This window comes from Flavobacterium sp., from assembly GCF_029945805.1.
Classification (GTDB): Bacteria; Bacteroidota; Bacteroidia; order Flavobacteriales; family Flavobacteriaceae; genus Flavobacterium.
The window spans coordinates 1-20,607 of record NZ_JAQSDH010000007.1; the positions used below are offsets into that span (position 1 = coordinate 1).

21 protein-coding genes are annotated in these 20,607 nt (G+C 34.8%); 12 read left to right on the forward strand and 9 right to left on the reverse strand.

The window, feature by feature from the left end; all coding sequences use genetic code 11:
• Positions 1-25: 25 nt before the first annotated feature.
• The gene (locus PSU83_RS01310) at positions 26-550 is read right to left on the reverse strand and encodes a GNAT family N-acetyltransferase (RefSeq protein WP_300585847.1); all 525 of its coding nucleotides are present in this window, start codon (positions 548-550) and stop codon (positions 26-28) included.
• 28 nt (positions 551-578) lie between these two features.
• Here PSU83_RS01310 and ribD point away from each other — a divergent pair, with 28 nt between their 5' ends.
• The 3 genes from ribD to PSU83_RS01325 are packed head-to-tail and all read left to right on the forward strand — an operon-like array spanning position 579 to position 2,865.
• The gene (ribD, locus tag PSU83_RS01315) at positions 579-1,619 is read left to right on the forward strand and encodes a bifunctional diaminohydroxyphosphoribosylaminopyrimidine deaminase/5-amino-6-(5-phosphoribosylamino)uracil reductase RibD (RefSeq protein ID WP_300585935.1); all 1,041 of its coding nucleotides are present in this window, start codon (positions 579-581) and stop codon (positions 1,617-1,619) included.
• A complete protein-coding gene (locus PSU83_RS01320; RefSeq protein ID WP_300585849.1) occupies positions 1,612-2,220 on the forward strand; it encodes an HAD family phosphatase in 609 nt (202 codons plus the stop codon). The genes ribD and PSU83_RS01320 overlap by 8 nt, the downstream gene beginning before the upstream one ends.
• Positions 2,221-2,259: 39 nt before the next feature.
• Positions 2,260-2,865 carry a YigZ family protein gene (locus tag PSU83_RS01325; RefSeq protein ID WP_300585851.1) on the forward strand — a complete coding sequence of 202 codons (606 nt, stop codon included), beginning with the start codon at positions 2,260-2,262 and terminating at the stop codon, positions 2,863-2,865.
• Here the strand turns inward: PSU83_RS01325 and PSU83_RS01330 are convergent.
• Positions 2,862-3,260 (reverse strand): thioesterase family protein, encoded by a 399-nt coding sequence (locus PSU83_RS01330; RefSeq protein WP_300585852.1) that lies wholly within the window; start codon positions 3,258-3,260, stop codon positions 2,862-2,864. The genes PSU83_RS01325 and PSU83_RS01330 overlap by 4 nt on opposite strands.
• Before the next feature lie 187 nt (positions 3,261-3,447).
• On the opposite strand from PSU83_RS01330, the gene dnaA reads away from it, so the two are divergent.
• From dnaA to PSU83_RS01345, 3 genes are read left to right on the forward strand one after another with little or no spacing between them, the layout of a single operon-like run.
• Positions 3,448-4,875 carry a chromosomal replication initiator protein DnaA gene (gene dnaA / locus PSU83_RS01335; protein WP_300585853.1) on the forward strand — a complete coding sequence of 476 codons (1,428 nt, stop codon included), beginning with the start codon at positions 3,448-3,450 and terminating at the stop codon, positions 4,873-4,875.
• A 40-nt stretch (positions 4,876-4,915) separates the two neighbouring features.
• Positions 4,916-5,383 carry a low molecular weight protein-tyrosine-phosphatase gene (locus PSU83_RS01340; protein WP_300585855.1) on the forward strand — a complete coding sequence of 156 codons (468 nt, stop codon included), beginning with the start codon at positions 4,916-4,918 and terminating at the stop codon, positions 5,381-5,383.
• 48 nt (positions 5,384-5,431) lie between these two features.
• Positions 5,432-6,154 carry an SAM-dependent methyltransferase gene (locus PSU83_RS01345; protein WP_300585857.1) on the forward strand — a complete coding sequence of 241 codons (723 nt, stop codon included), beginning with the start codon at positions 5,432-5,434 and terminating at the stop codon, positions 6,152-6,154.
• Here PSU83_RS01345 and PSU83_RS01350 read toward each other — a convergent pair whose 3' ends face one another.
• The 5 genes from PSU83_RS01350 to dapF all read right to left on the reverse strand — a co-directional run bounded on the left by PSU83_RS01350 (position 6,155) and on the right by dapF (position 10,219).
• A complete protein-coding gene (locus PSU83_RS01350) occupies positions 6,155-6,790 on the reverse strand; it encodes a peptidoglycan-binding protein LysM (protein WP_300585859.1) in 636 nt (211 codons plus the stop codon).
• A gap of 88 nt (positions 6,791-6,878) precedes the next feature.
• Positions 6,879-7,745: a DUF2279 domain-containing protein gene (locus PSU83_RS01355; RefSeq protein ID WP_300585939.1), complete on the reverse strand. Its 867-nt coding sequence runs from the start codon at positions 7,743-7,745 to the stop codon at positions 6,879-6,881.
• 53 nt (positions 7,746-7,798) lie between these two features.
• Positions 7,799-8,827 carry an endolytic transglycosylase MltG gene (gene mltG, locus PSU83_RS01360; RefSeq protein WP_300585862.1) on the reverse strand — a complete coding sequence of 343 codons (1,029 nt, stop codon included), beginning with the start codon at positions 8,825-8,827 and terminating at the stop codon, positions 7,799-7,801.
• A 17-nt stretch (positions 8,828-8,844) separates the two neighbouring features.
• On the reverse strand, positions 8,845-9,372 hold the full coding sequence (locus tag PSU83_RS01365) for a GNAT family N-acetyltransferase (RefSeq protein WP_300585864.1): 528 nt from the start codon (positions 9,370-9,372) through the stop codon (positions 8,845-8,847).
• 61 nt (positions 9,373-9,433) lie between these two features.
• Entirely contained in the window at positions 9,434-10,219 is a 786-nt protein-coding gene (dapF, locus tag PSU83_RS01370; protein WP_300585866.1) for a diaminopimelate epimerase, read from the reverse strand.
• Between the two features lie 134 nt (positions 10,220-10,353).
• Here dapF and PSU83_RS01375 point away from each other — a divergent pair, with 134 nt between their 5' ends.
• The 5 genes from PSU83_RS01375 to PSU83_RS01395 all read left to right on the forward strand — a co-directional run bounded on the left by PSU83_RS01375 (position 10,354) and on the right by PSU83_RS01395 (position 15,406).
• On the forward strand, positions 10,354-11,742 hold the full coding sequence (locus PSU83_RS01375) for a trypsin-like peptidase domain-containing protein (RefSeq protein ID WP_300585868.1): 1,389 nt from the start codon (positions 10,354-10,356) through the stop codon (positions 11,740-11,742).
• A 188-nt stretch (positions 11,743-11,930) separates the two neighbouring features.
• Positions 11,931-13,379, forward strand: coding sequence for a glyceraldehyde-3-phosphate dehydrogenase (locus PSU83_RS01380; RefSeq protein ID WP_300585870.1), 1,449 nt, complete (start codon positions 11,931-11,933; stop codon positions 13,377-13,379).
• A 147-nt stretch (positions 13,380-13,526) separates the two neighbouring features.
• A complete protein-coding gene (locus PSU83_RS01385; RefSeq protein ID WP_300585872.1) occupies positions 13,527-13,901 on the forward strand; it encodes a hypothetical protein in 375 nt (124 codons plus the stop codon).
• Positions 13,902-14,093: 192 nt separating this feature from the next.
• The gene (locus tag PSU83_RS01390) at positions 14,094-14,573 is read left to right on the forward strand and encodes a helix-turn-helix domain-containing protein (protein WP_300585874.1); all 480 of its coding nucleotides are present in this window, start codon (positions 14,094-14,096) and stop codon (positions 14,571-14,573) included.
• A complete protein-coding gene (locus PSU83_RS01395; RefSeq protein WP_300585876.1) occupies positions 14,573-15,406 on the forward strand; it encodes an IS3 family transposase in 834 nt (277 codons plus the stop codon). The genes PSU83_RS01390 and PSU83_RS01395 overlap by 1 nt, the downstream gene beginning before the upstream one ends.
• 71 nt (positions 15,407-15,477) lie before the next feature.
• Here the strand turns inward: PSU83_RS01395 and PSU83_RS01400 are convergent, their stop codons facing one another.
• The gene (locus PSU83_RS01400; RefSeq protein WP_300585878.1) at positions 15,478-17,742 is read right to left on the reverse strand and encodes an aconitate hydratase; all 2,265 of its coding nucleotides are present in this window, start codon (positions 17,740-17,742) and stop codon (positions 15,478-15,480) included.
• Positions 17,743-17,908: 166 nt separating this feature from the next.
• Positions 17,909-19,018, reverse strand: coding sequence for an acyltransferase (locus PSU83_RS01405; protein ID WP_300585880.1), 1,110 nt, complete (start codon positions 19,016-19,018; stop codon positions 17,909-17,911).
• Between the two features lie 331 nt (positions 19,019-19,349).
• Between PSU83_RS01405 and PSU83_RS01410 the strand changes: the two genes are divergently transcribed.
• Positions 19,350-20,489 (forward strand): hypothetical protein, encoded by a 1,140-nt coding sequence (locus tag PSU83_RS01410; RefSeq protein ID WP_300585882.1) that lies wholly within the window; start codon positions 19,350-19,352, stop codon positions 20,487-20,489.
• Positions 20,490-20,607 lie beyond the last annotated feature (118 nt).

The window sequence follows — 20,607 nt, forward strand, 5'->3', positions numbered from 1 at the left end:
AAGAAGCCATTAATTTGGCTTCTTTTTATTTACTTTTATCGGACAACAATGATTTCTTATCAATTGTCAATTGTTTTATCATCCAAACCGGACAAGTGGTGTGACCTGTATTTCCCATTGGTTGATCAATATATTCAAAACCAACTTTTTTATACAAATTTTGCGCCGTCAGCATTTCGGGTAACGTCTCGAGATAACATTTCTGATAGCCGAATTCTGTTGCTTTTTCAAAACAAATTTGTATCAGTTGAAAACCAATCCCTTTACCTCGCGCTTCCTGCAGGAAATACATTTTTTGTAGTTCGCAAATGTTTTCAGTTGAATTATCTAATTGACTTACTCCTGCTCCACCTATAATTTTTCCTTTTTTTTCCACCACAAAATAGATTGCTCTTGGTTTATCATAAGCTTCAAACATAAAATCGAGTTGTGTATCAGCAAACGCAGTTCCGGTTTTTGGATAACCATCCGAAACAAAAACTTCACGGATTACTGCAGCAATTTGTTCGTTATCTTGCAGTTGGATTTCTCTTATTAGGATTTCATTCATTCTAAAAGTAATGTCTTATTTTTGTTGCGTGAATATACATGAAAATTACATAAAACGGTGCATACAATTAGCCAAAAATGGTTTGGGAACTTCTTATCCAAATCCTCTGGTTGGCAGCGTAATTGTATATAACGGAAAAATAATTGGTGAAGGTTGGCACTTGAAATCCGGCGATGCTCATGCTGAAGTGAATGCTATAAATTCGGTACGTGACAAATCGTTATTACCAAAAGCTACGATTTACGTTTCATTAGAGCCTTGTAGTCATTTTGGAAAAACGCCACCCTGTTGTGATTTAATTATCAAATATAAAATTCCAAATGTTGTTGTTGGAACTATTGATCCAAACAGCAAAGTTGCCGGAACTGGAATCCAAAGACTTCAGGAAAATGGTGTGAATGTAACCGTTGGCGTTTTAGAAAAGCAATGTAACGAACTCAATAAAAGATTCTTCACATATCATAACAAAAAGCGACCCTATATTATATTAAAATGGGCCGAAAGTCCAGATGGATTTATTGCTCCGATGAGTAAAGATAAAAAAGAACCGGTTTGGATTTCGAATGCATTTTCAAGACAATTGGTTCATAAATGGCGCAGTGAAGAACAAGCAATTTTGGTCGGAACCAACACGGTTTTAGAGGATGATCCAAAATTAGACGTTCGCGATTGGTTTGGCAAAAATCCAATTCGCATTGTTTTAGACAAAAGTGGAAAAATCAGTCAAAAGCATCATGTAAAAGATAATGCAATTAAAACCGTCATAATTACAGAACAAGAAAATATAACATCTAGTGAAAATTGTATTTATGAAAATGCTATCTTTGATTCAAAGCTAACCAAAAATATCACCCATATTCTATACAAATATGGTATTCAATCTGTATTAATAGAGGGCGGAAGACAAACACTTCAAGCTTTTATAGATGATTCACTTTGGGACGAAGCCAGAGTTTTTATTGGCACTACTCATTTGAAAAACGGAATTAAAGCTCCTGTTTTAAATGAAAAATCCGAAATAAAAACCGCAAAAAAAGACCAACTAAAACTATTTTTCAACCATGATTAACACTATAATTTTCGATTTTGGAGATGTTTTTATTAATCTTAGAAAAGAAAAATCGCTGGAAGAATTCCAAAAATTAGGATTAAATGGTCCAAATGAAGATTTACTAACGCACAATGATTTATTTGAAAAAGGTAAAATAACCGAGACTCAATTCATTGATTGTTTCCTAAAATACATTCCAGACGCAGGAATCCAAGAAATAGTTAATGCGTGGAATTCGGTCATTGGCGATTTTCCGTTACGTAGATTAGAGTTTCTGCAATTGCTTTCCACCAGATACCGTTTGTTTCTTTTGACCAATACCGATTCTATTCACATCAGTCGTTTCGAACATAAAGTGGGCATGTCATTCTATTCGGATTTTTATCGTTGTTTTGAAAAAGTATATTATTCTTATGAAATGGGAATGAGAAAACCAGATCCTGAAATTTTTAATACCATAATTAGAAAACACGATTTATCACCCAAGCGCACTTTGTTTGTAGATGATAAAAAAGAGAATACAGACATTGCAGCATCTTTAGGATTACACGTCTGGAATTTGCAAGTTGGCGAAGAAGATGTGGTTCACTTGTTTGATAAAAAACATTTGCCTTTATAAAAAATCAGCTTCACTATCAATACCAATTTTTTTAAAGTTTTGATTGACACTTATAAAACTATAGCTTTCCCTTCTACTGAAATTCTCTTTAAAGAAAAAAACAGTAAATTTTATGGTTACGCTTTTCCACTAACTACTACCGAAGATGAAGTCAAATCTCATTTAGACAATTTACGCAAACAACATTTTGGAGCCGGTCACTTTTGCTATGCGTTCCAACTGGGAACGGAAACTATCCAATTTCGCGCGAATGATGATGGAGAACCCAGTAATTCGGCAGGTATGCCCATTTATGGACAAATTCAGTCTTTTGGGTTAACCAATATTTTAGTTGTTGTCGTTCGTTTTTTTGGTGGCGTAAAATTGGGCGTTGGTGGATTAATTACAGCTTATAAAACTGCAGCACAAATGGCTTTAGGAGAATCGGAAATCGTTGAAAAAACAATTAACATTCATTTCAATCTTTCATTTGATTATAAAAACATGAATAAAGTAATGCGAATCATAAAAGAGAAAAACTTAGAGATAATTTCACAACAAATGGATGAAAGTTGCCAAATTGAAATAGCAACCCGAAAAAAAAATGCCGAATTAATTTTCGACATTTATTCAAGTTTGTTTGAAGTGGCGATTAAAAAAATTTAATCGTTCATAATGTCCAAAATGTATTTTGGTGGCTGAATTGCTTTCCCCAAATTTACATCTACAAACACCAATATAAAATGAGCAGTTGTTAATAACTCATTGTTTTCGTTGCGAATTTCACAATCAAATTCAATCTTCACAGACGTTTGATTTTTAAACTTTGTAATTACTGTAAGTAAGTCGTCATAGCGCGCTGGTTTTTTGTAATTTATCGTCATTGAAACTATTGGAAGTGCAATTCCGCTTTCTTCAAGCGATTTATAAGAAATCCCTTTGTTCCTTAGCCATTCCACTCGACCCATCTCAAAATACGGAACGTAATTACCGTGATAAACCACACTCATTTGATCGGTTTCTGAATAACGTACCCTAACCTGAATTTGATGTTCTTTCATCTGATTTTATTGCTTTTTAACGAAATTTAAATTTGCCTCTACGACAATATTTTTAAAAAATCAATGCCTATTTAATTTTTTTTAACGAAATTTATTCACATATTTGTTACCCCGAAAAACATTAAAACATTCGTTGTTTTTTTTGAGTTAGAACCTAATACATAAATACTATAATTTTAAACCAAATATGAGCAAAACTGCGCAATCGGTCTGGGAAAACTGTCTCCTATTTATAAAAGACAATATTCAAGAACAAGCTTTCAAAACTTGGTTTGAACCGATTAAATCAGTGGAACTAACTGACAATGCTCTCTACATTCAAGTGCCAAGCAAATTCTTTTACGAATGGCTTGAAGAACATTATGTGAAATTGTTGAAAGTTGCATTAACTAAAGAACTTGGTAAAAATGCAAAGTTACTGTATAAAATCAAAATGGAAAACACTTATGGCAATAAACAACCGTTTACGGAACAATTGCCTAGTGCGCACCGCAGCCCTATAAAATCACAAGATGTTGATGCTCCTTTCAAAAATCTAAATCCCGAATTAAGAAATCCTTTTGTAATTCCAGGAATACGAAATTTAAAAATTGAGTCTCAACTAAATCCTAATTACAGCTTTGACAATTTCCTGGAGGGAGATTCTAACCGATTAGCACGTTCTGCTGGTATGGCTGTAGCCAATAAACCAGGAGGAACATCATTCAATCCTTTATTGATTTTTGGTGGTGTTGGATTAGGAAAAACACACTTAGCACATGCTATTGGCGTTGAAATAAAAGATAAATATCCTGAAAAAACAGTTTTATATATTTCTGCTGAAGTATTTACACAACAGTATATTGATTCAGTCAAAAAGAATAATAGAAATGACTTTATTCATTTCTACCAATTAATTGATGTGTTGATTATTGACGATGTTCAATTCCTTTCAGGAAAAACAGGAACTCAAGATGTATTCTTCCACATTTTCAATTACCTGCATCAAAATGGCAAGCAAGTAATTCTTACCTCAGATAAAGCACCGGTTGACATGCAAGACATTGAACAACGTTTATTGTCGCGCTTCAAATGGGGATTATCTGCTGAATTGCACCAGCCTGATTATGAAACCAGAATTTCTATCTTAAAAAATATTTTATATCGCGATGGTGTGGAAATGCCCGATGAAATTATAGAATATGTAGCACGTAACATTAAATCAAATGTCAGAGAACTTGAAGGAGCAATTATTTCATTAATCGCCCAATCGTCTTTTAACAAAAAAGAAGTGACTTTAGATTTGGCGAAAAGCGTGGTAGAGAAATTTGTTAAAAATGTAAAACGCGAAATTTCTATCGACTATATTCAAAAAGTAGTTTCTGATTATTTTCAGTTAGACCTTGACACACTTCAATCCAAAACGAGAAAACGTCATGTTGTTCAAGCGCGTCAATTAGCAATGTTCTTTGCAAAGAAATTTACTAAATCTTCACTGGCAAACATCGGTTCTCAAATTGGCGATAGAGATCACGCAACAGTTTTACACGCCTGCAAAACCGTAGATAATTTAGTTTCAACTGATAAACAGTTCAAAAAATTTGTAGAAGATATTCATAAAAAACTATCACTATAAGTCCTTTTTTGAGTTAGCAATTAGTCTAGTAATAAATAGTATGCCCGTTAAAATTTTGATGGTTTGTCTTGGAAATATTTGTCGATCACCATTGGCAGAGGGTCTTCTAGCGGCTAAACTTCCTAGAGACAAATTCACTGTAGATTCTGCTGGAACAGGCAGTTCTCATCTTGGTCAAAAACCGGATCAACGCTCGATTCAAACTGCGCAAAAGAAAGGCTTAAACATTTCCAATCAAAGAGCCAGACTATTTACTTCTAGGGATTTTGATGATTTTGATTATATCTATGTTATGGATAACACTAACTATGATACTGTTATTGCATTAGCCAAAAATGAAACGCAAAAAAAGAAAGTCCATCTTATTCTAAATGAGCTCTTTCCTGGCGACAACGTAGATGTTCCAGATCCCTATTTCGGCCTACAAAATGGTTTTGATATGGTCTACGAAATGCTTGATGAATCCTGCGATATTTTATCTAAAAAACTGATTGAAAAACACAGTTAAAATACTTTAATACTACATCTGACCAATAAATAAACCATAAATCTGCAGATGAAACCAGTAACTTTAAAAGGTAAATTATATTTAATCCCAACAACGTTGGGAGAAATGAATCCACATGATGTTTTGCCACAGACAGTAAAACGAGCTATCGATTTTATTGACGATTACGTTGTTGAAAATGAAAAAACAGCACGTAAATTCATCAAATCCATAAATCCTGAAAAAGTTCAGTCAAGTTTAAGACTTTCATCACTGAATAAACATACTAACATTACCGAACACAATTCGATGATTGCTCCGTGCTTAAATGGAATAAATGTTGGGTTAATGAGTGAAGCCGGTTGTCCTGGCGTTGCTGATCCTGGTGCTGCAATTGTCAAACTAGCTCATGAAAAAGGAATTCAAGTTGTTCCATTAGTTGGACCATCTTCAATCCTATTAGCGATGATGGGTTCTGGTATGAATGGACAGAGTTTCGCTTTCAACGGCTATCTTCCGATTGATAAAGGCGAGAAAAAATCTGCCTTAAAGAATTACGAAAGTTTATCAAATACAAAAAATCAGTCTCAGATTTTTATTGAAACACCCTATAGAAACAATAAGTTATTAGAAGATTTATTGAGTAGTTTACAACCCAACACGCATCTTTGTATTGCAACTGACATCACATTACCAACAGAGTACATTAAAACATTTCGAGTGGCGGATTGGAAAAAGACAAAGGTCGATTTACACAACCGACCTACTATTTTTATTATTCACAAGATGTAATTATTTCACTTTAGCATTTTTGACTGCTAGAATTCCCGCAGTTTCAAATCCACCAAAATCTTTGATGTAGGAACGGATTGAAGTTCCGTATTCATCCTTGATTCTTCTTTCTCCATTCGAATTAAAAAAACGTTTTACAGATCCCGCACCACCTAAATGTGCGGCAGCTAAAATCCCAGATTCGGTAATTTTAATACCTGCAACTACTTTACCTTCGAAATTTCGAATATAATCTTGCAATTCATACTTATTCTTAGAAAGTAGCGTAACAAATGCTTTTTCTTGAAGTTTTGGACTGTTCATAAAATGAACACTGTCATTAATTCCAATAGATTTTAAGGTTTCCTTTCCAAACTGGTACTTTCCTAAATAACCTAATGTGTTAATTTTTTTGTATTTCCCTTGCGACTCTTTGTGGGCCAGAGCTTCTTTAAAACCTATAAAATATTTTCCGGTGTACGGAATTTTAAGGCTGACGTAGTCGATCGTATTTTGAGATGGAAAAACATATGAAAGTTCTTCTGAAGAATCAACGCTTAAATTATCGCTGATTTGGGCATTATAGGGTTTAAAACCAGAGCTTATAAAAGCTACAACTAGTAGGATTGAAGTGTAAAATATACCTTTCTTTATCATTTAAATTTATTTCTCATGCGCTGTCACCGACATGAATATTTTCGGTTGCAAATATACAACTTATTTTAGGAAATTGAATATCAATGCTTTAAAAGTAAAGGAAGTGAAATTTAGTTCCTCCTGAGCCCCTAATCTCAAAGGTTGGAGCAGGAATTTTGATGTAATTAAAAACTGTTAAAATTGTCTTAACAAGATGAGATTTAGTTTCAATTTTGGTCAAATCCACATCAAGACTAAGGTAAAATTGTCGGTATCTTTTGCTTTCTGGAAGAAAAACTGTGTTAACAAACTCATCATTGCCCGTAATCATGCCTTCTCCACCATATCCGACAGCAATATTTAGCCATTTCGGAACCGTTGATGTTTTGACAAATGAATGAATATTAGCGGAAAGCCAATACGTTTGTCCGTTATAATCTTTTAATATCTGTTCCTGAATAGCGCTTCCCAAAACATTTGGTCTTGCAGAAGCATAAGGCGTCGTGTGAAAAGAAAATTTCGGAACAATACGCTGTTCGTTCCACACTAATTCCTGGGAAACGTACAAAGCAGTTCCCGAAACATTAGCAGCCACATCACCTAATGACGCGCCCCAGTTAGAAGAATATCCATCAAAAACTTCGACGGCTGAGAGGAAAGCCAAGCCTAAAGTCGAACCGAAAATAAGTTGATTTTTTCGATTTGCACCTGCCCATTTCAATGCATTGGCACCAAAACTTCCGAGATGATAGGATGAAAAAACGTGTCCCGCTTTGTCCATTTGAAGCCATTGCGCATTATCATTAATAAAATGAAAATCCGATCGTGGATAATCGGCATACCAAGCCTGATTCAATGCAACCAAAGTGGCCGTTCCAATAACGGCTTCAGTAATAACAATAGTTTTGAGTCGTTTCGCATTTAAAGTATCCGAAGGCTTTAGAAAATTCTGAAATGAATTTTGAGCATAAGACATTTGGCAGAACCATACTAATAATACTAGTGCTAAACTTTTAATACTTTTCAAAATTAGCGGTTTGTACCCTGTTTATTAAGCCAGTCTGAATATTTTTTGGCATTTACTTGATGTTGCTCATAAGTAGCAGCAAAAACATGATACCCAAATTTTTCTACGCTAGCACAGAAATAAATATAATCGTGCTTCTGTGCATTTAAGACCGCATCAATAGCATCAACATCCGGCATAGCAATTGGTCCCGGAGGCAAACCAACATTCTGATACGTGTTGTATGGCGATTGAATAAACAAATCATTATACAAAACGCGTTTGATAACCTGATCAAAATCCTTGTCACGCATCTTTAAAGCATAAATTACTGTTGGATCAGCCTGCAGTGGCATTCCATCTTTAAGTCGGTTTAGATAGACTCCAGCAATAATTGGACGTTCACTTTTCTTCACAGATTCTTTGTGAACAATTGATGCAACCGTAATTACCTGTACTTTTGTCAAATTTAGCGCTTCCGCTTTTGCAATGCGTTCCTTTGTCCAGAAACGATTGTATTCATCAAGCATTCGGCCTCTAAATTTTTCAGCCGAAATATTCCAGTATACTTCATACGTATTAGGCAAAAACATGGCAAAAACGTTGTCCTTTGTAAATCCATTTTTTTCCATGAATACAGGATCGCGAAAAGTTTCCAATAATTTTGTGGTATCGGGTTCTATTTGAGAACTCAATCGTTCACACAGATTTTCCAAACGTTCTTGATTGTTGAACGCTAATTTTACGGGAACATTTCTTCGCATTGTGGCAACCAATTGAAAAGCACTCATTCCTTTCTTAAGGAGAAATCGTCCCGCTTTTACATTTTCTGGATACGAACGACGGTTTGCTATAAATTCGAACGAACTCATATTCTTCACCAATGGAGAAAGTATTTTTTCAACATCCTGATAGTTGGAACCGGTTGGAACCTCAACATAAACTTCTTTTTCGTCGAAATTTGTGTCCGAAGTGAAGAACTTTACATAGATAACTCCAATAAAAACAATAAAACTAATTGCAAAAACCTTGATAAACTTATTTCTGTTCAAAACGGGAATGTTTAAATTTATTTTTTAATCAACTGAAAAAGAGCTTCGTCCTGAAAAGTAGTATTGGAAAAATTCCAATCTTTTTTAACTCCTATTTTTTCAAATCCAAATGTAGTAAAAAGCGACATACTCGCTTTATTTTCGGTTCCAATATTTGCATACAATTGATGCAATTGCAATGGGCCAAAAGCATAGTTAATTACCAAACCCAATGCTTCTTTGCCAAAGCCACTATTTCTATTCATTTCGTTTTGGATGATAATTCCAATTCCAGCTCGTTTATTCTTCACATCAAAATCGAATAAATCTATCAAACCAATTGCTTCTAATTTTTCGTTTATGCAAATAGCCAATCGCAATTGTTTCGCTTCATAAATATCCTGATGGGCATTTTTGAGATATTGCCTAATAAGAAATTTGCTGTAAGGTGTAATTGTATTGCTAACTTCCCAAATAGTTTCATCGTTTTCTATAGCGTAGACAAACTCTAAATCTTCAGGTTCGAGTGCACGTAAATATATATTTTGTCCTTTTAATGTTACCATATTTTATTTAAGATTGAAGCTTAGGGATTTTGGATTGCAGAACTTTAAAAATCAGCATTTGTTAATCAAAATCGATTTCTCCTTCAAAAACAAAAGTCGCTGGTCCGGTTAGAAAAACATTGACGTAACTATCATTTTCTTTATCAAATGAAACTTCCAACTGTCCGCCTTCAACATCTAATTTAATTTTATGTGAAATGGTTTTGCCACTAGCATTCATCGCAATGGCCGTTGCTGTTGCTCCAGTTCCGCAAGACAAAGTTTCATCTTCGACGCCACGTTCGTAGGTTCGTAAGCGAAAATGCTCGTCCGAAAGCTGTTTTACAAAATTGACATTGCTTCCGGCTTTCCCATACAAATCGGAATATCGTATTTTGGCTCCGTTTGATTTTACATCATAATGTTCTAGACGGTCAATAAGCGTTACATGATGTGGCGAACCGGTATTCAAAAAAACATAATCGTTTTCGATTTTTACTTCGGTAACATCTTTCATTCCCAAAGAAATAATTCCGTCTTCTAAAATATAAGCATGATGCAGTCCATCAGCAGCTAAAAAAGTTGTTCGATCTGAAATGATATTTAAACTTTTCGCAAAAGAAACAATGCAACGACCGCCATTTCCACACATCGAACTTTCATTCCCGTCAGAATTGTAATATACCATTCTAAAATCAGTCTCAGCATCGTTTTCTATGAGAATCAATCCGTCTGCTCCAATTCCGAAGCGGCGATTACATAAGGATTCGATAAGGGTGACGTTGTCTTTTGGAAAACTGTTTTGCCTGTTGTCAATAAAGATAAAGTCGTTTCCTGTTCCTTCGTATTTGTAAAATGTAGTCTTCATAGCGTAGTTTACTTCAACAAATATAGCAAATATTAAGATTAACTTAAAAATTGTTAAACGACAGTTAAAGAGCGTTCGGGCAGAAATTGTTTTTATCTAATTTTACGTTCCAATAATTTAAAATAGTAGTAATTATGAAACGATTATCAAGTTTATTTTTAGTTTCTTTATTGAGTGGTGCAACCACATTGGGCGCATATAAATTATTTATAGAAGGCAAGGACAATCGTACTTCGGTGGTAACGACAGCGCCAACAAATTACGGTAAAGCTGTTGGTTTATCTAGCGAAGCAGTCGATTTTACTGCTGCTGCAGAAAGCACAGTTCATACCGTTGTTCACGTTAAAAATGTTTCAATCCGAACGGTTTCTGATCCAATTATGGAATATTTCTATGGATCACGTGGCGGACAACAACAAGAACAAATCGGAACAGGTTCAGGCGTTATCATCTCCGAAGATGGCTATATCGTAACCAATAATCATGTAATTAAAGACGCCAGCGAATTGGAAGTTACTCTTAACAACAACAAATCATACAAAGCAAAATTGATTGGAACCGATTCTAAAATGGACATCGCTTTGTTGAAAATTGATACAAACGAGAAACTCCCTTATTCCACCTTTGCCGATTCTGATCAAGTAAAAGTGGGTGAATGGGTTTTGGCTGTTGGGAATCCGTACAATTTGACATCTACCGTTACAGCCGGAATCGTATCGGCGAAAGCCAGAAACTTAGACACGAGCGGAATCCAATCCTTTATTCAAACGGATGCAGCTGTTAATCCAGGAAATTCTGGTGGCGCATTGGTGAATACTCGAGGTGAATTAATTGGAATCAACACCATGATTTCTTCACAAACAGGCTCTTATGTTGGCTATTCCTTTGCCGTTCCATCGAATATTACCCGAAAAATTATTGAAGACATTATGGAATTTGGGAATGTTCAGCGTGGCATTCTTGGTGTTGAAGGTGGCGAATTGAACAGCAAAGCTTCCAAAGATTTAGGAATTAATGACACAGAAGGTTTCTACATTAATAAAGTAACCAAAAATTCAGGTGCGGAAAAAGCAGGTTTAAAAAAAGGGGATATTATCAAAAAATTAGATACCCAAAAAATCAACACGTTCTCTGAACTTTCGGGATATATTAGTACCAAAAGACCAAACGACAAAGTTCAGGTAACATTCCTGCGCGACGGCGAAACCAAATCGGTTCCGGTTACTTTAATAAAGTACGATCTTGTAAATACCGAATTTAAAGGATTGCAACTCGAAGATATCGATGCATCGGATAAAAAGAAATTCAGAATTGGCTATGGCGTTCGCATTAAAGAGATTAATAGTGAAAGTTTGAAACCTTATGCTGACCAATTGAAAGGAAATATTATCCTTTCCGTGGACAATGTAAAAGCTACTGATCTTGAAACGATTTCAAAATTTTTGAATAAAAAAGACGAAGGTCAAAGCGTGAATATTCAAATGATAAACAAAATAGGACAAATCGTCCAAATCATTTTATAAGGTTAAGAGGTTAATCATCATTAAAACCAGTTCCGTTTTTGAACTGGTTTTTTTGTTTTATAAAAAAGTAACGAAATCGTTTTCGTAAAACGTATCTATTTTATATTTTTGCGCAAAATTCAGCGGATTTTAAAATGTCCAGAATTTTAGGAACAGAAAAACAACACAACTAAACACTTATTTATTTTATGGACAGTAACAAATTATACGAGAAGGAATTATCGTTTCAGGCAGACCGACTTAAGGCCGGGGTCGAATTAATCAAAATCATAAGTGATTTGTGGTATGATAAATCTATCGAATTGATTCTTTTTAGAAATCAGTTAATTGATAGAAACGTGAGTGACATTATCAATTTCCACGAATATGCGGGAGAATTTGTTCAAAAGCCAATCAATATTTTTGATTCTGTTGAAATTGCGCGTGCTATTATGGATTTAGATTTGCCGCCTTCTCGAATCGATATTGGAAAATTAACCTACGAATATCACTTGGAAGACAATAACTATAACGATAGTCGTGCTTTTGTTATTGACAAACTTAAAAATGCTAAACAATTTCCAAATTTAAAACCAAAAGACGTTGTTTTGTACGGTTTTGGTAGAATTGGTCGTTTGCTGGCTCGTGAACTGATGAGCAAAATGGGTAAAGGCGAACAACTTCGTCTTCGTGCCATTGTAACACGTGATAAAAATGATGCTAGTTCCTTAGAGAAAAGAGCTTCTTTACTGCGTTATGATTCCATTCATGGAGATTTTCAAGGTTCTGTTCAGGCGGATGCCGAAAATAATGCGCTAATCATTAACGGCACTACAGTTCATGTTATTACTGCAAATAGTCCAGAAGAAATTGATTACACTCAATACGGAATTGAAGACTGTCTAGTTATTGACAATACAGGTGCATTCACAACCGAAGAACAATTGAAACGCCATTTAACATCTAAGGGAGTAGAAAAAGTGTTATTGACTGCTCCTGGAAAAGGAGTTCCAAATATTGTTTATGGTGTAAATCATAACGAGTATAATCCAGATGATGTGGCCATTTTCTCTGCGGCATCTTGTACAACCAATGCTATTACGCCAGTTTTGAAAGTAGTTGAAGATTCGCTCGGCGTGATAAAAGGTCATATCGAAACCATCCACGCGTATACGAATGACCAAAATCTTGTGGATAATATGCACAAAAAATACCGCCGTGGTCGTGCAGCAGCGCTAAATATGGTCATCACAGAAACCGGTGCCGGATCTGCTGTTGCCAAAGCATTGCCTGCATTAGCAGGGAAATTAACTTCAAATGCGATTCGTGTTCCTGTTCCAAATGGCTCTTTGGTGGTGATGAATCTTGAAGTTGGTAAAGAAACTTCTGTGGAAGATTTCAATGCAATAATGAAAAAATACGCTCTTGAAGGCGAACTGGTAGAGCAAATCAGATATTCATTAAACAATGAGTTAGTTTCTTCTGATATTGTTGGAACAGCGCAACCATCGATTTATGACAGTAACGCGACAATTGTTTCTGCGGACGGAAAAAATATTGTCTTATACATTTGGTATGATAATGAATACGGATACAGTCATCAAGTAATTCGTTTGGCAAAATACATTGCAAAAGTTAGAAGATATACCTACTACTAGTAGATTATTAATTCAGTAAAAATGCCAAATTGTAAAAGATTTGGCGTTTTTTTTGAGTTTTCAACAATTTTTTGTTGAAAACTACGTTTTGTATTAAATAAATTATTATTTTTCGCCTTCATTTGAACGCCTTCAAATCTATTATTTATGAAAAAAGTGCTTTTAGGTTTACTTGTAGTGGCTTGTTTTGCTTTCTCAAAAAGCGATAAAACTGTAGAAACATATAATTATGGCCAAAACGGAATGGAGCTTGTAGCGCGTTCTAACAAAGGTGTAATCATCGTTAGTACCTTCAATTCGAAAATGACAATCCGTCAAGATATTGCTAAAAAATTATACAATCTGTATTTGGAAAATAAATTACAGAACAACAAAAAAATAACGGTAGAAGGTTTAGAAGCTAACGTAACCGGAAAATGCCTTATTAGAAAAAAGAATAGCTTAACAACAGTCGATTTCTATTATGAAGTGGTTGATTGGAACTCAGGACTCAAAGAAGTTTATAAAAACGGTTTAAAATAAAAAAACGCTCAACGATTGTTGAGCATTTTTTTTTAAATTTCTTGTAACTTCGACTTTTACAGAATAAAAAAGTTCGATGACAAAAAAATCCTCTCATACCTAAATAGACTGCCCCCAAAAAGTTAGACACTCTTTGGGGGTATTTTTATGGAAAGAAAAGTCAAATACACGTTTAAATTTAAATTGGAATGTGTGAAGTTAGTTTTAGAAGAGCATAATCCTATTACTTATGTTTCAACGATTAAAGGCCCTAGCCGAGCCAACATTCGCAAATGGATTGGGTTTTACAAAGAGTATGGCGAAATTGGTTTATTACCAAGTAAAAATCAAAGCTATAGTGTTGATTTTAAGATAAGTGTTATACGTTTTATTGAATTAAAAAAAACGTCTTTGAGAGAAGCGTCGATAAAGTTTAATATTCCTGACAGTGCAATTATTATAAAATGGCAAAGAGATTTTGCTAATTTTGGGGTTAATGGATTAAATTCACAACCCAGAGGCAGACCAAAATCTATGAGCAATTTTAAACGTTCCAAGCGTACATCAGACAAACCATTAAGTAGAGAAGAAGAACTTTTACTTGAAAACGAAAGACTTCGTTGTGAACTCGATTTACTAAAAAAGTTGCAAGCCTTAATTCAAGCAGAAAAAACCAAAAAGCGCAAGCCATAGTGGAATTAAGGCATCATTATGATTTAAAATTACTCTTAGATCTTACCAATTTAGCTCGAAGTAGTTTTTATTACCATGAAAAACAAAGCAAGTCAGTTGATAAATACAAAGAGATAAAAGAACAGATTAAATCCATTTATCACAAACATAAAGGACGTTATGGATATAGGCGAATTACAGATGAATTAAACAATAAAGGAATAATTATTAATCATAAAACGGTTTTTAGATTAATGGAATTATTGGCATTAAAGAGTGTCATTAGAATCAAAAAATACAAATCTTACAAAGGAGAACAAGGGAAGATAGCTCCAAATATTTTAGAAAGAAATTTTAGAGCTACAGCACCAAACCAGAAATGGGCAACTGATGTAACAGAATTTAATGTTTCTGGGAACAAACTGTATTTATCACCTATAATAGACTTGTTTAATCAAGAGATTATCAGTTATGAACTTACAGAACGACCAGTGTTCAATCAAGTAGTTATGATGTTAAATAAAGCTTTTAAGACAATACCAAATAACACTAATCTGGTGCTGCATTCTGACCAGGGATGGCAATATCAAATGAAACAATATCAACATTTATTGCAACAAAAAGGGATTAAGCAAAGTATGTCAAGAAAAGGAAATTGTTTAGATAATGCCATTATCGAAAACTTCTTCGGAATAATTAAATCTGAACTATTTTATCTTAAAAAATACAAGTCGATAGACCAATTAAAACAAGAAATTGAAGAATATATAAATTATTACAATAACGATAGAATCAAGTCTAATTTAAACAAAATGAGCCCGATTAAATATCGAGCTCATTATTATCAAAATTAATTATAAATTTGTCTAAACTTTTGGGTTCAGTCTAAAATGAGAGGATTTTTATATTTATAAACGTAAGTTACTTATGCTTTTCCAGCCGCAATCAAATTCAATGCTGAACCCGCTACATACCAGCCAATTTGACTTTCGTTGTACGTATGATTTGCTAAGATAATATCTTTTGAACCATCGGCATGAACAAATTCTAAGGTTAAAGGATTTCCTGGAGCAAACTCGGTTAAGTCTAAGAAATTGATAGTGTCATCTTCCTGAATTTTTTCGTAATCTGCTTCGTTAGCAAATGTTAATCCTAACATTCCTTGTTTTTTCAAATTCGTTTCGTGAATACGAGCAAACGATTTCACTAGAACCGCTTTCACACCTAAGAACCTGGGCTCCATTGCAGCGTGTTCTCTTGACGAACCTTCCCCATAGTTTTGGTCTCCCACAACAATAGTTGGAACTCCAGCCGCTTTATAAGCTCTAGCTACCGCAGGAACTGCGCCATATTCACCCGTTAATTGGTTTTTAACTTTATTCGTTTCCTGATTAAAAGCATTCACGGCTCCAATCAACATATTATTAGAAATATTATCTAAATGTCCGCGGAAACGCAACCATGGTCCAGCCATAGAAATGTGATCTGTAGTACATTTTCCGAACGCTTTGATTAACAATTTAGCACCAGAAATATTTTTACCATCCCATGCATCAAATGGCGCTAGCAATTGCAGTCTATCCGATGTTGGAGCAACCACAACTTGCACATGACTTCCATCGGCAGCTGGCGCTTGAAAACCTGCATCCTTAACATCAAAACCTCTTTTAGGCAATTCATCGCCAAACGGAGCAGTCAATTTAACTTCTTCACCTTTATCGTTTAATAATGTATCCGTAATTGGATTAAAAGTTAAATCACCAGAAATTGCTAAAGCAGCCACCATTTCTGGCGAAGTTACAAAAGCATGTGTATTTGGATTTCCATCGGCACGTTTAGAGAAATTTCTATTAAACGAATGTACAATGGTGTTCTTTTCTTGTTTATCGGCACCTGCTCTATCCCACTGTCCGATACAAGGTCCACAAGCATTGGTGAATACTTTTGTTCCCATTTTTTCAAAAGTCGCGATGATTCCATCTCTTTCGATAGTATATCTAATTTGTTCCGAACCTGGATTAATTCCGAATTCAGCTTTTGGTTTAATCCCATGATCAACTGCTTGTTGTACAATTGACGCCGCACGCGCCATATCTTCATAAGATGAATTAGTACAAGAACCGATTAACCCCCATTCCACCTTTATTGGCCAACCGTTTGCAGCAGCTTCAGCTTTCATTTCTGAAACTGGAGTTCCTCTGTCTGGCGTAAAAGGTCCATTGATGTGGGGTTCCAATTCTGATAAGTTAATCTCAATCAATTGATCAAAATACAGTTCTGGATTAGCATAAACTTCGGCATCACCCGTTAAATAATCAGCCACTTTATCAGCAGCATCAACTATATCTTGTCTACCGGTAGCGGACAAATACCTTCTCATAGAATCATCATAGCCAAACGTCGAAGTCGTAGCGCCAATTTCGGCACCCATATTGCAAATAGTTCCTTTTCCTGTGCACGACATACTAATTGCTCCATCGCCAAAATATTCAACAATAGCGCCAGTTCCCCCTTTTACAGTAAGAATATCTGCTACTTTAAGAATTACATCTTTTGGAGCAGTCCAACCCGAAAGTTTTCCGGTTAATTTTACTCCGATTAATTTTGGGAATTTAAGCTCCCAAGACATTCCCGACATTACATCAACAGCGTCCGCACCACCTACTCCAATTGCTAACATTCCCAATCCTCCGGCGTTTACTGTATGTGAATCGGTTCCAATCATCATTCCACCTGGAAATGCGTAATTTTCTAACACAATTTGGTGAATAATTCCCGAACCCGGTTTCCAGAACCCGATTCCGTATTTATTAGAAACAGATGAAAGGAAATCAAAAACTTCCTTTGACTGTGAATTGGCATTGGCTAAATCAGGTATGGCGCCATCTTTTGCTAAGATTAAGTGATCACAATGAACGGTTGTTGGAACCGCTACTGTCTTTTTTCCGGCGTGCATAAATTGTAGCAAAGCCATTTGAGCAGTAGCATCTTGACACGCTACCCTATCTGGAGCAAAATCTACATAATCCTTTCCACGCGTAAAAGATTGTGTTGGATTTCCTTCCCACAAATGGGAATATAAAATCTTCTCAGAAAGTGTTAATGGTCGTCCAACTAATTCACGAGCTACGTCAACACGTTCAGCCATTGTTGCATACACTTTTTTAATCATTTCAATATCAAAAGCCATAGTATATTGGGTTTAATTGTTTGCTGTGCAAATTTACGAAAACGTTGTACTTATGTAAAAGTTTTTAATAGAATATATTGATTTGGATCACTATTTTGCGAAATGATTGCTTTTGGAGTTAGTTTTTTGTCAATACGCTATTTTAAAGCCTATATAATGACAATTATCAATTTTTATCCCTTATATCCGTCATCGGTTTTTCATAAAAACGGTAAAAAATAGAACTTACTAGTACGGTAATGAGTATATACAGAAAAGCGAAGGTATATAATCCAAAATAAGTAGTTATTGCAGTAGAAGCGTAATATTTCATCAATTGCAAAATGACACTATAATGGAGTAAGTAAATGGAATATGAAATGATACTAATAAAGGCAATTGGTTTATTTATCAGTGATTTTTCTTCCTTCCATTCTGATAAAAAAGGCAAAAAACAAGCTACGGCAACAGATACTAAAGGTAAATAAATAACATTCCAAAATGCTGCATTTGTTTCAATAAATAGGCCAAAATATCCAATTCCAGCAAACAAAAAACCAAAAATCAACGTTCCAAAACACACAAAAAACAACTTGTTTTTTATCCAAAAAAAATAGCGGCTACTATAGATCCAGCTGCAAAAAACACCAATAAAAATGCTGTCCAAGCGATACAAAACCACTGACTTTAACGAAACATTCCATTGATCAATAGTAGTGTTTAAAGTCGTATTTTGATAAAACATTTTAGTACTAAAGAAGAGTAAAATCAAGAATGAAACCGCTAGTAAAAAAAATCTAGGTTTATTTTTAGGCTTAGTAATGAACGACAGCAGTAACAGGAAAAACGGCAAAATAACATAGGCATACTCTTCCACCGAGAGACTCCAAGACTCTGGAAAAAAAGGTAACATAGTTGCTTTAAAATTTTGAAGAAAAAGGAAATACCGCCATAATTCGGGCACTGAATAGCCAATTATTGATGCAATTATGATATTTAGAAGCAGTACTAAAAAATAACTCGGTACTGTTCTAAACCATCTTCGTTTTAAAAAAAAGAAAACTGCTGTTAGCGAAAAATTATCTTTAAGGTATAATTGATATAGAATTTTGCCAATCAAAAATCCGCTTAAAACAAAAAAAATCTCAACACCTAAAAACCCAAATAGTTTTAATATCTGATAAAAAAACCCATTGCTTTCGGGAAAAATCCAAAGGGTGTGCGCAAACAAAACCATCATAATGGCTGTTGCCCGCATCAAATCTAATCCAAAAATACGTTGCCTATTATTTGCCATTCAATTTCAAGTTTTTAGTCCGATAGTCAATGATTGGTTTTCGGCAAATAAACAGACGGGCACTCTTCAAAATATAGTTTCCATATAAAGATAGTTTGTATAGTATTCCGCCAATTAAAAAAACAATTCAAAACAAAGAACAATTTGACACCCAAAAATCGATGCGCACAATCGAACTTCTCTAGAATTCCCGTTGTAATATACAGCCATAACTTATGAGTACACAAGGTTATTCGTATGGCAAGCACTCGTAGAAAATCTAATCCAAAAAAACTATTTTTTGTAATTATTTGCTTTCCATCCTTCATATAAAAATGTAAATTTGACAACAATGAGAAAATCAAAGATATATAAATTTTTAGGAGTTCTAATTTTGTTAGTCATTATTGGCGGCGGAATCTGGTATTGGCAATTGCCTAAGCGTCACAAAGCCATTGCCAAGACTTTTTTATTTGAAAAATTAGGAATAGTAAATCCGAATTGGAAAGTTGAGAACAAATTGGAAACCTATAAAATGATTTCGCCTGAATTCTATATTGACGGAATTTACAAATCGATGGAAGGACCCAAATCTTCTAATTATGTTCAGCTTTCGCAAGATTCGACTTTGCTTTGGCTGACCGGATTTCAAGTAAAAGCACTTGACAATAGTTCATTAAAGTATATTTCTAATGATTTTATTTGCCATACTAATGTTGATTTTAATGATGCAAACTATTATAGTTCGTTTCATCTAGAAAAACGGATTGGCACACAATATCCGCGGCTGACATCACTTTCTCATGGTATGGAACATTTTAGTTTTCCTGCTGGTTATGGTGTTCCGATGAAAGGAACTGAGTTTCTTTATGTGACAACGCAAGCTTTAAACCACAATCTACCGGATGCTAATTTTTGGATACGGCATGAAGTGGATATTACCTATTCAAGAGCGAAAACCACAAGACCTTTAATGAGTCGAACGGCTTTTATAATGCTTCCGTTCAACGAATCTGATCCGTACAAATCTCCTTTGGATCCTGGAACCAACCAATGTATTCCAGTGGAAACCAGAAATCATACTTATGATGATGGCAAAGGCAATAAACTTTCAGGTCATTGGGTAATTCCAATGGGTAAACACACGTATCGAAGTTCCGTGAACCAACAGTTACAGCTACAAGACAGCTTGCGTCTGCATGCGGCGACGATTCATGTGCATCCGTTTGCAACCAAGATTTCATTGTTTGATAAAACTGCAAACAAGCCAATTGTTATAAGCAACATTGTAAATCACAAAGGTAAGATTGGTTTAACGAGGATTGATCCATTTTCTTCTGAAGAAGGGATTTGGCTCTACAAAAATCACGATTATGAAATTGTATTAGATGTCGACAACACTTCTCAAATAAATCAAGACATGATGGGAAGCATGTTTTTGTTTTTCTACGATAAAGAATTGGATGATTTACTTCAAAAAGGATTAAAATAACCTGTTTGGTGCTTATCGTCAGTCGGTCAGCTTTCAAAGTATTCTGAATCCAATTTGATTCAAAAATTTCAGTCTGAGCTTGACGAATACGTTTTTAAGCACTTCGACAAGCTCAGTG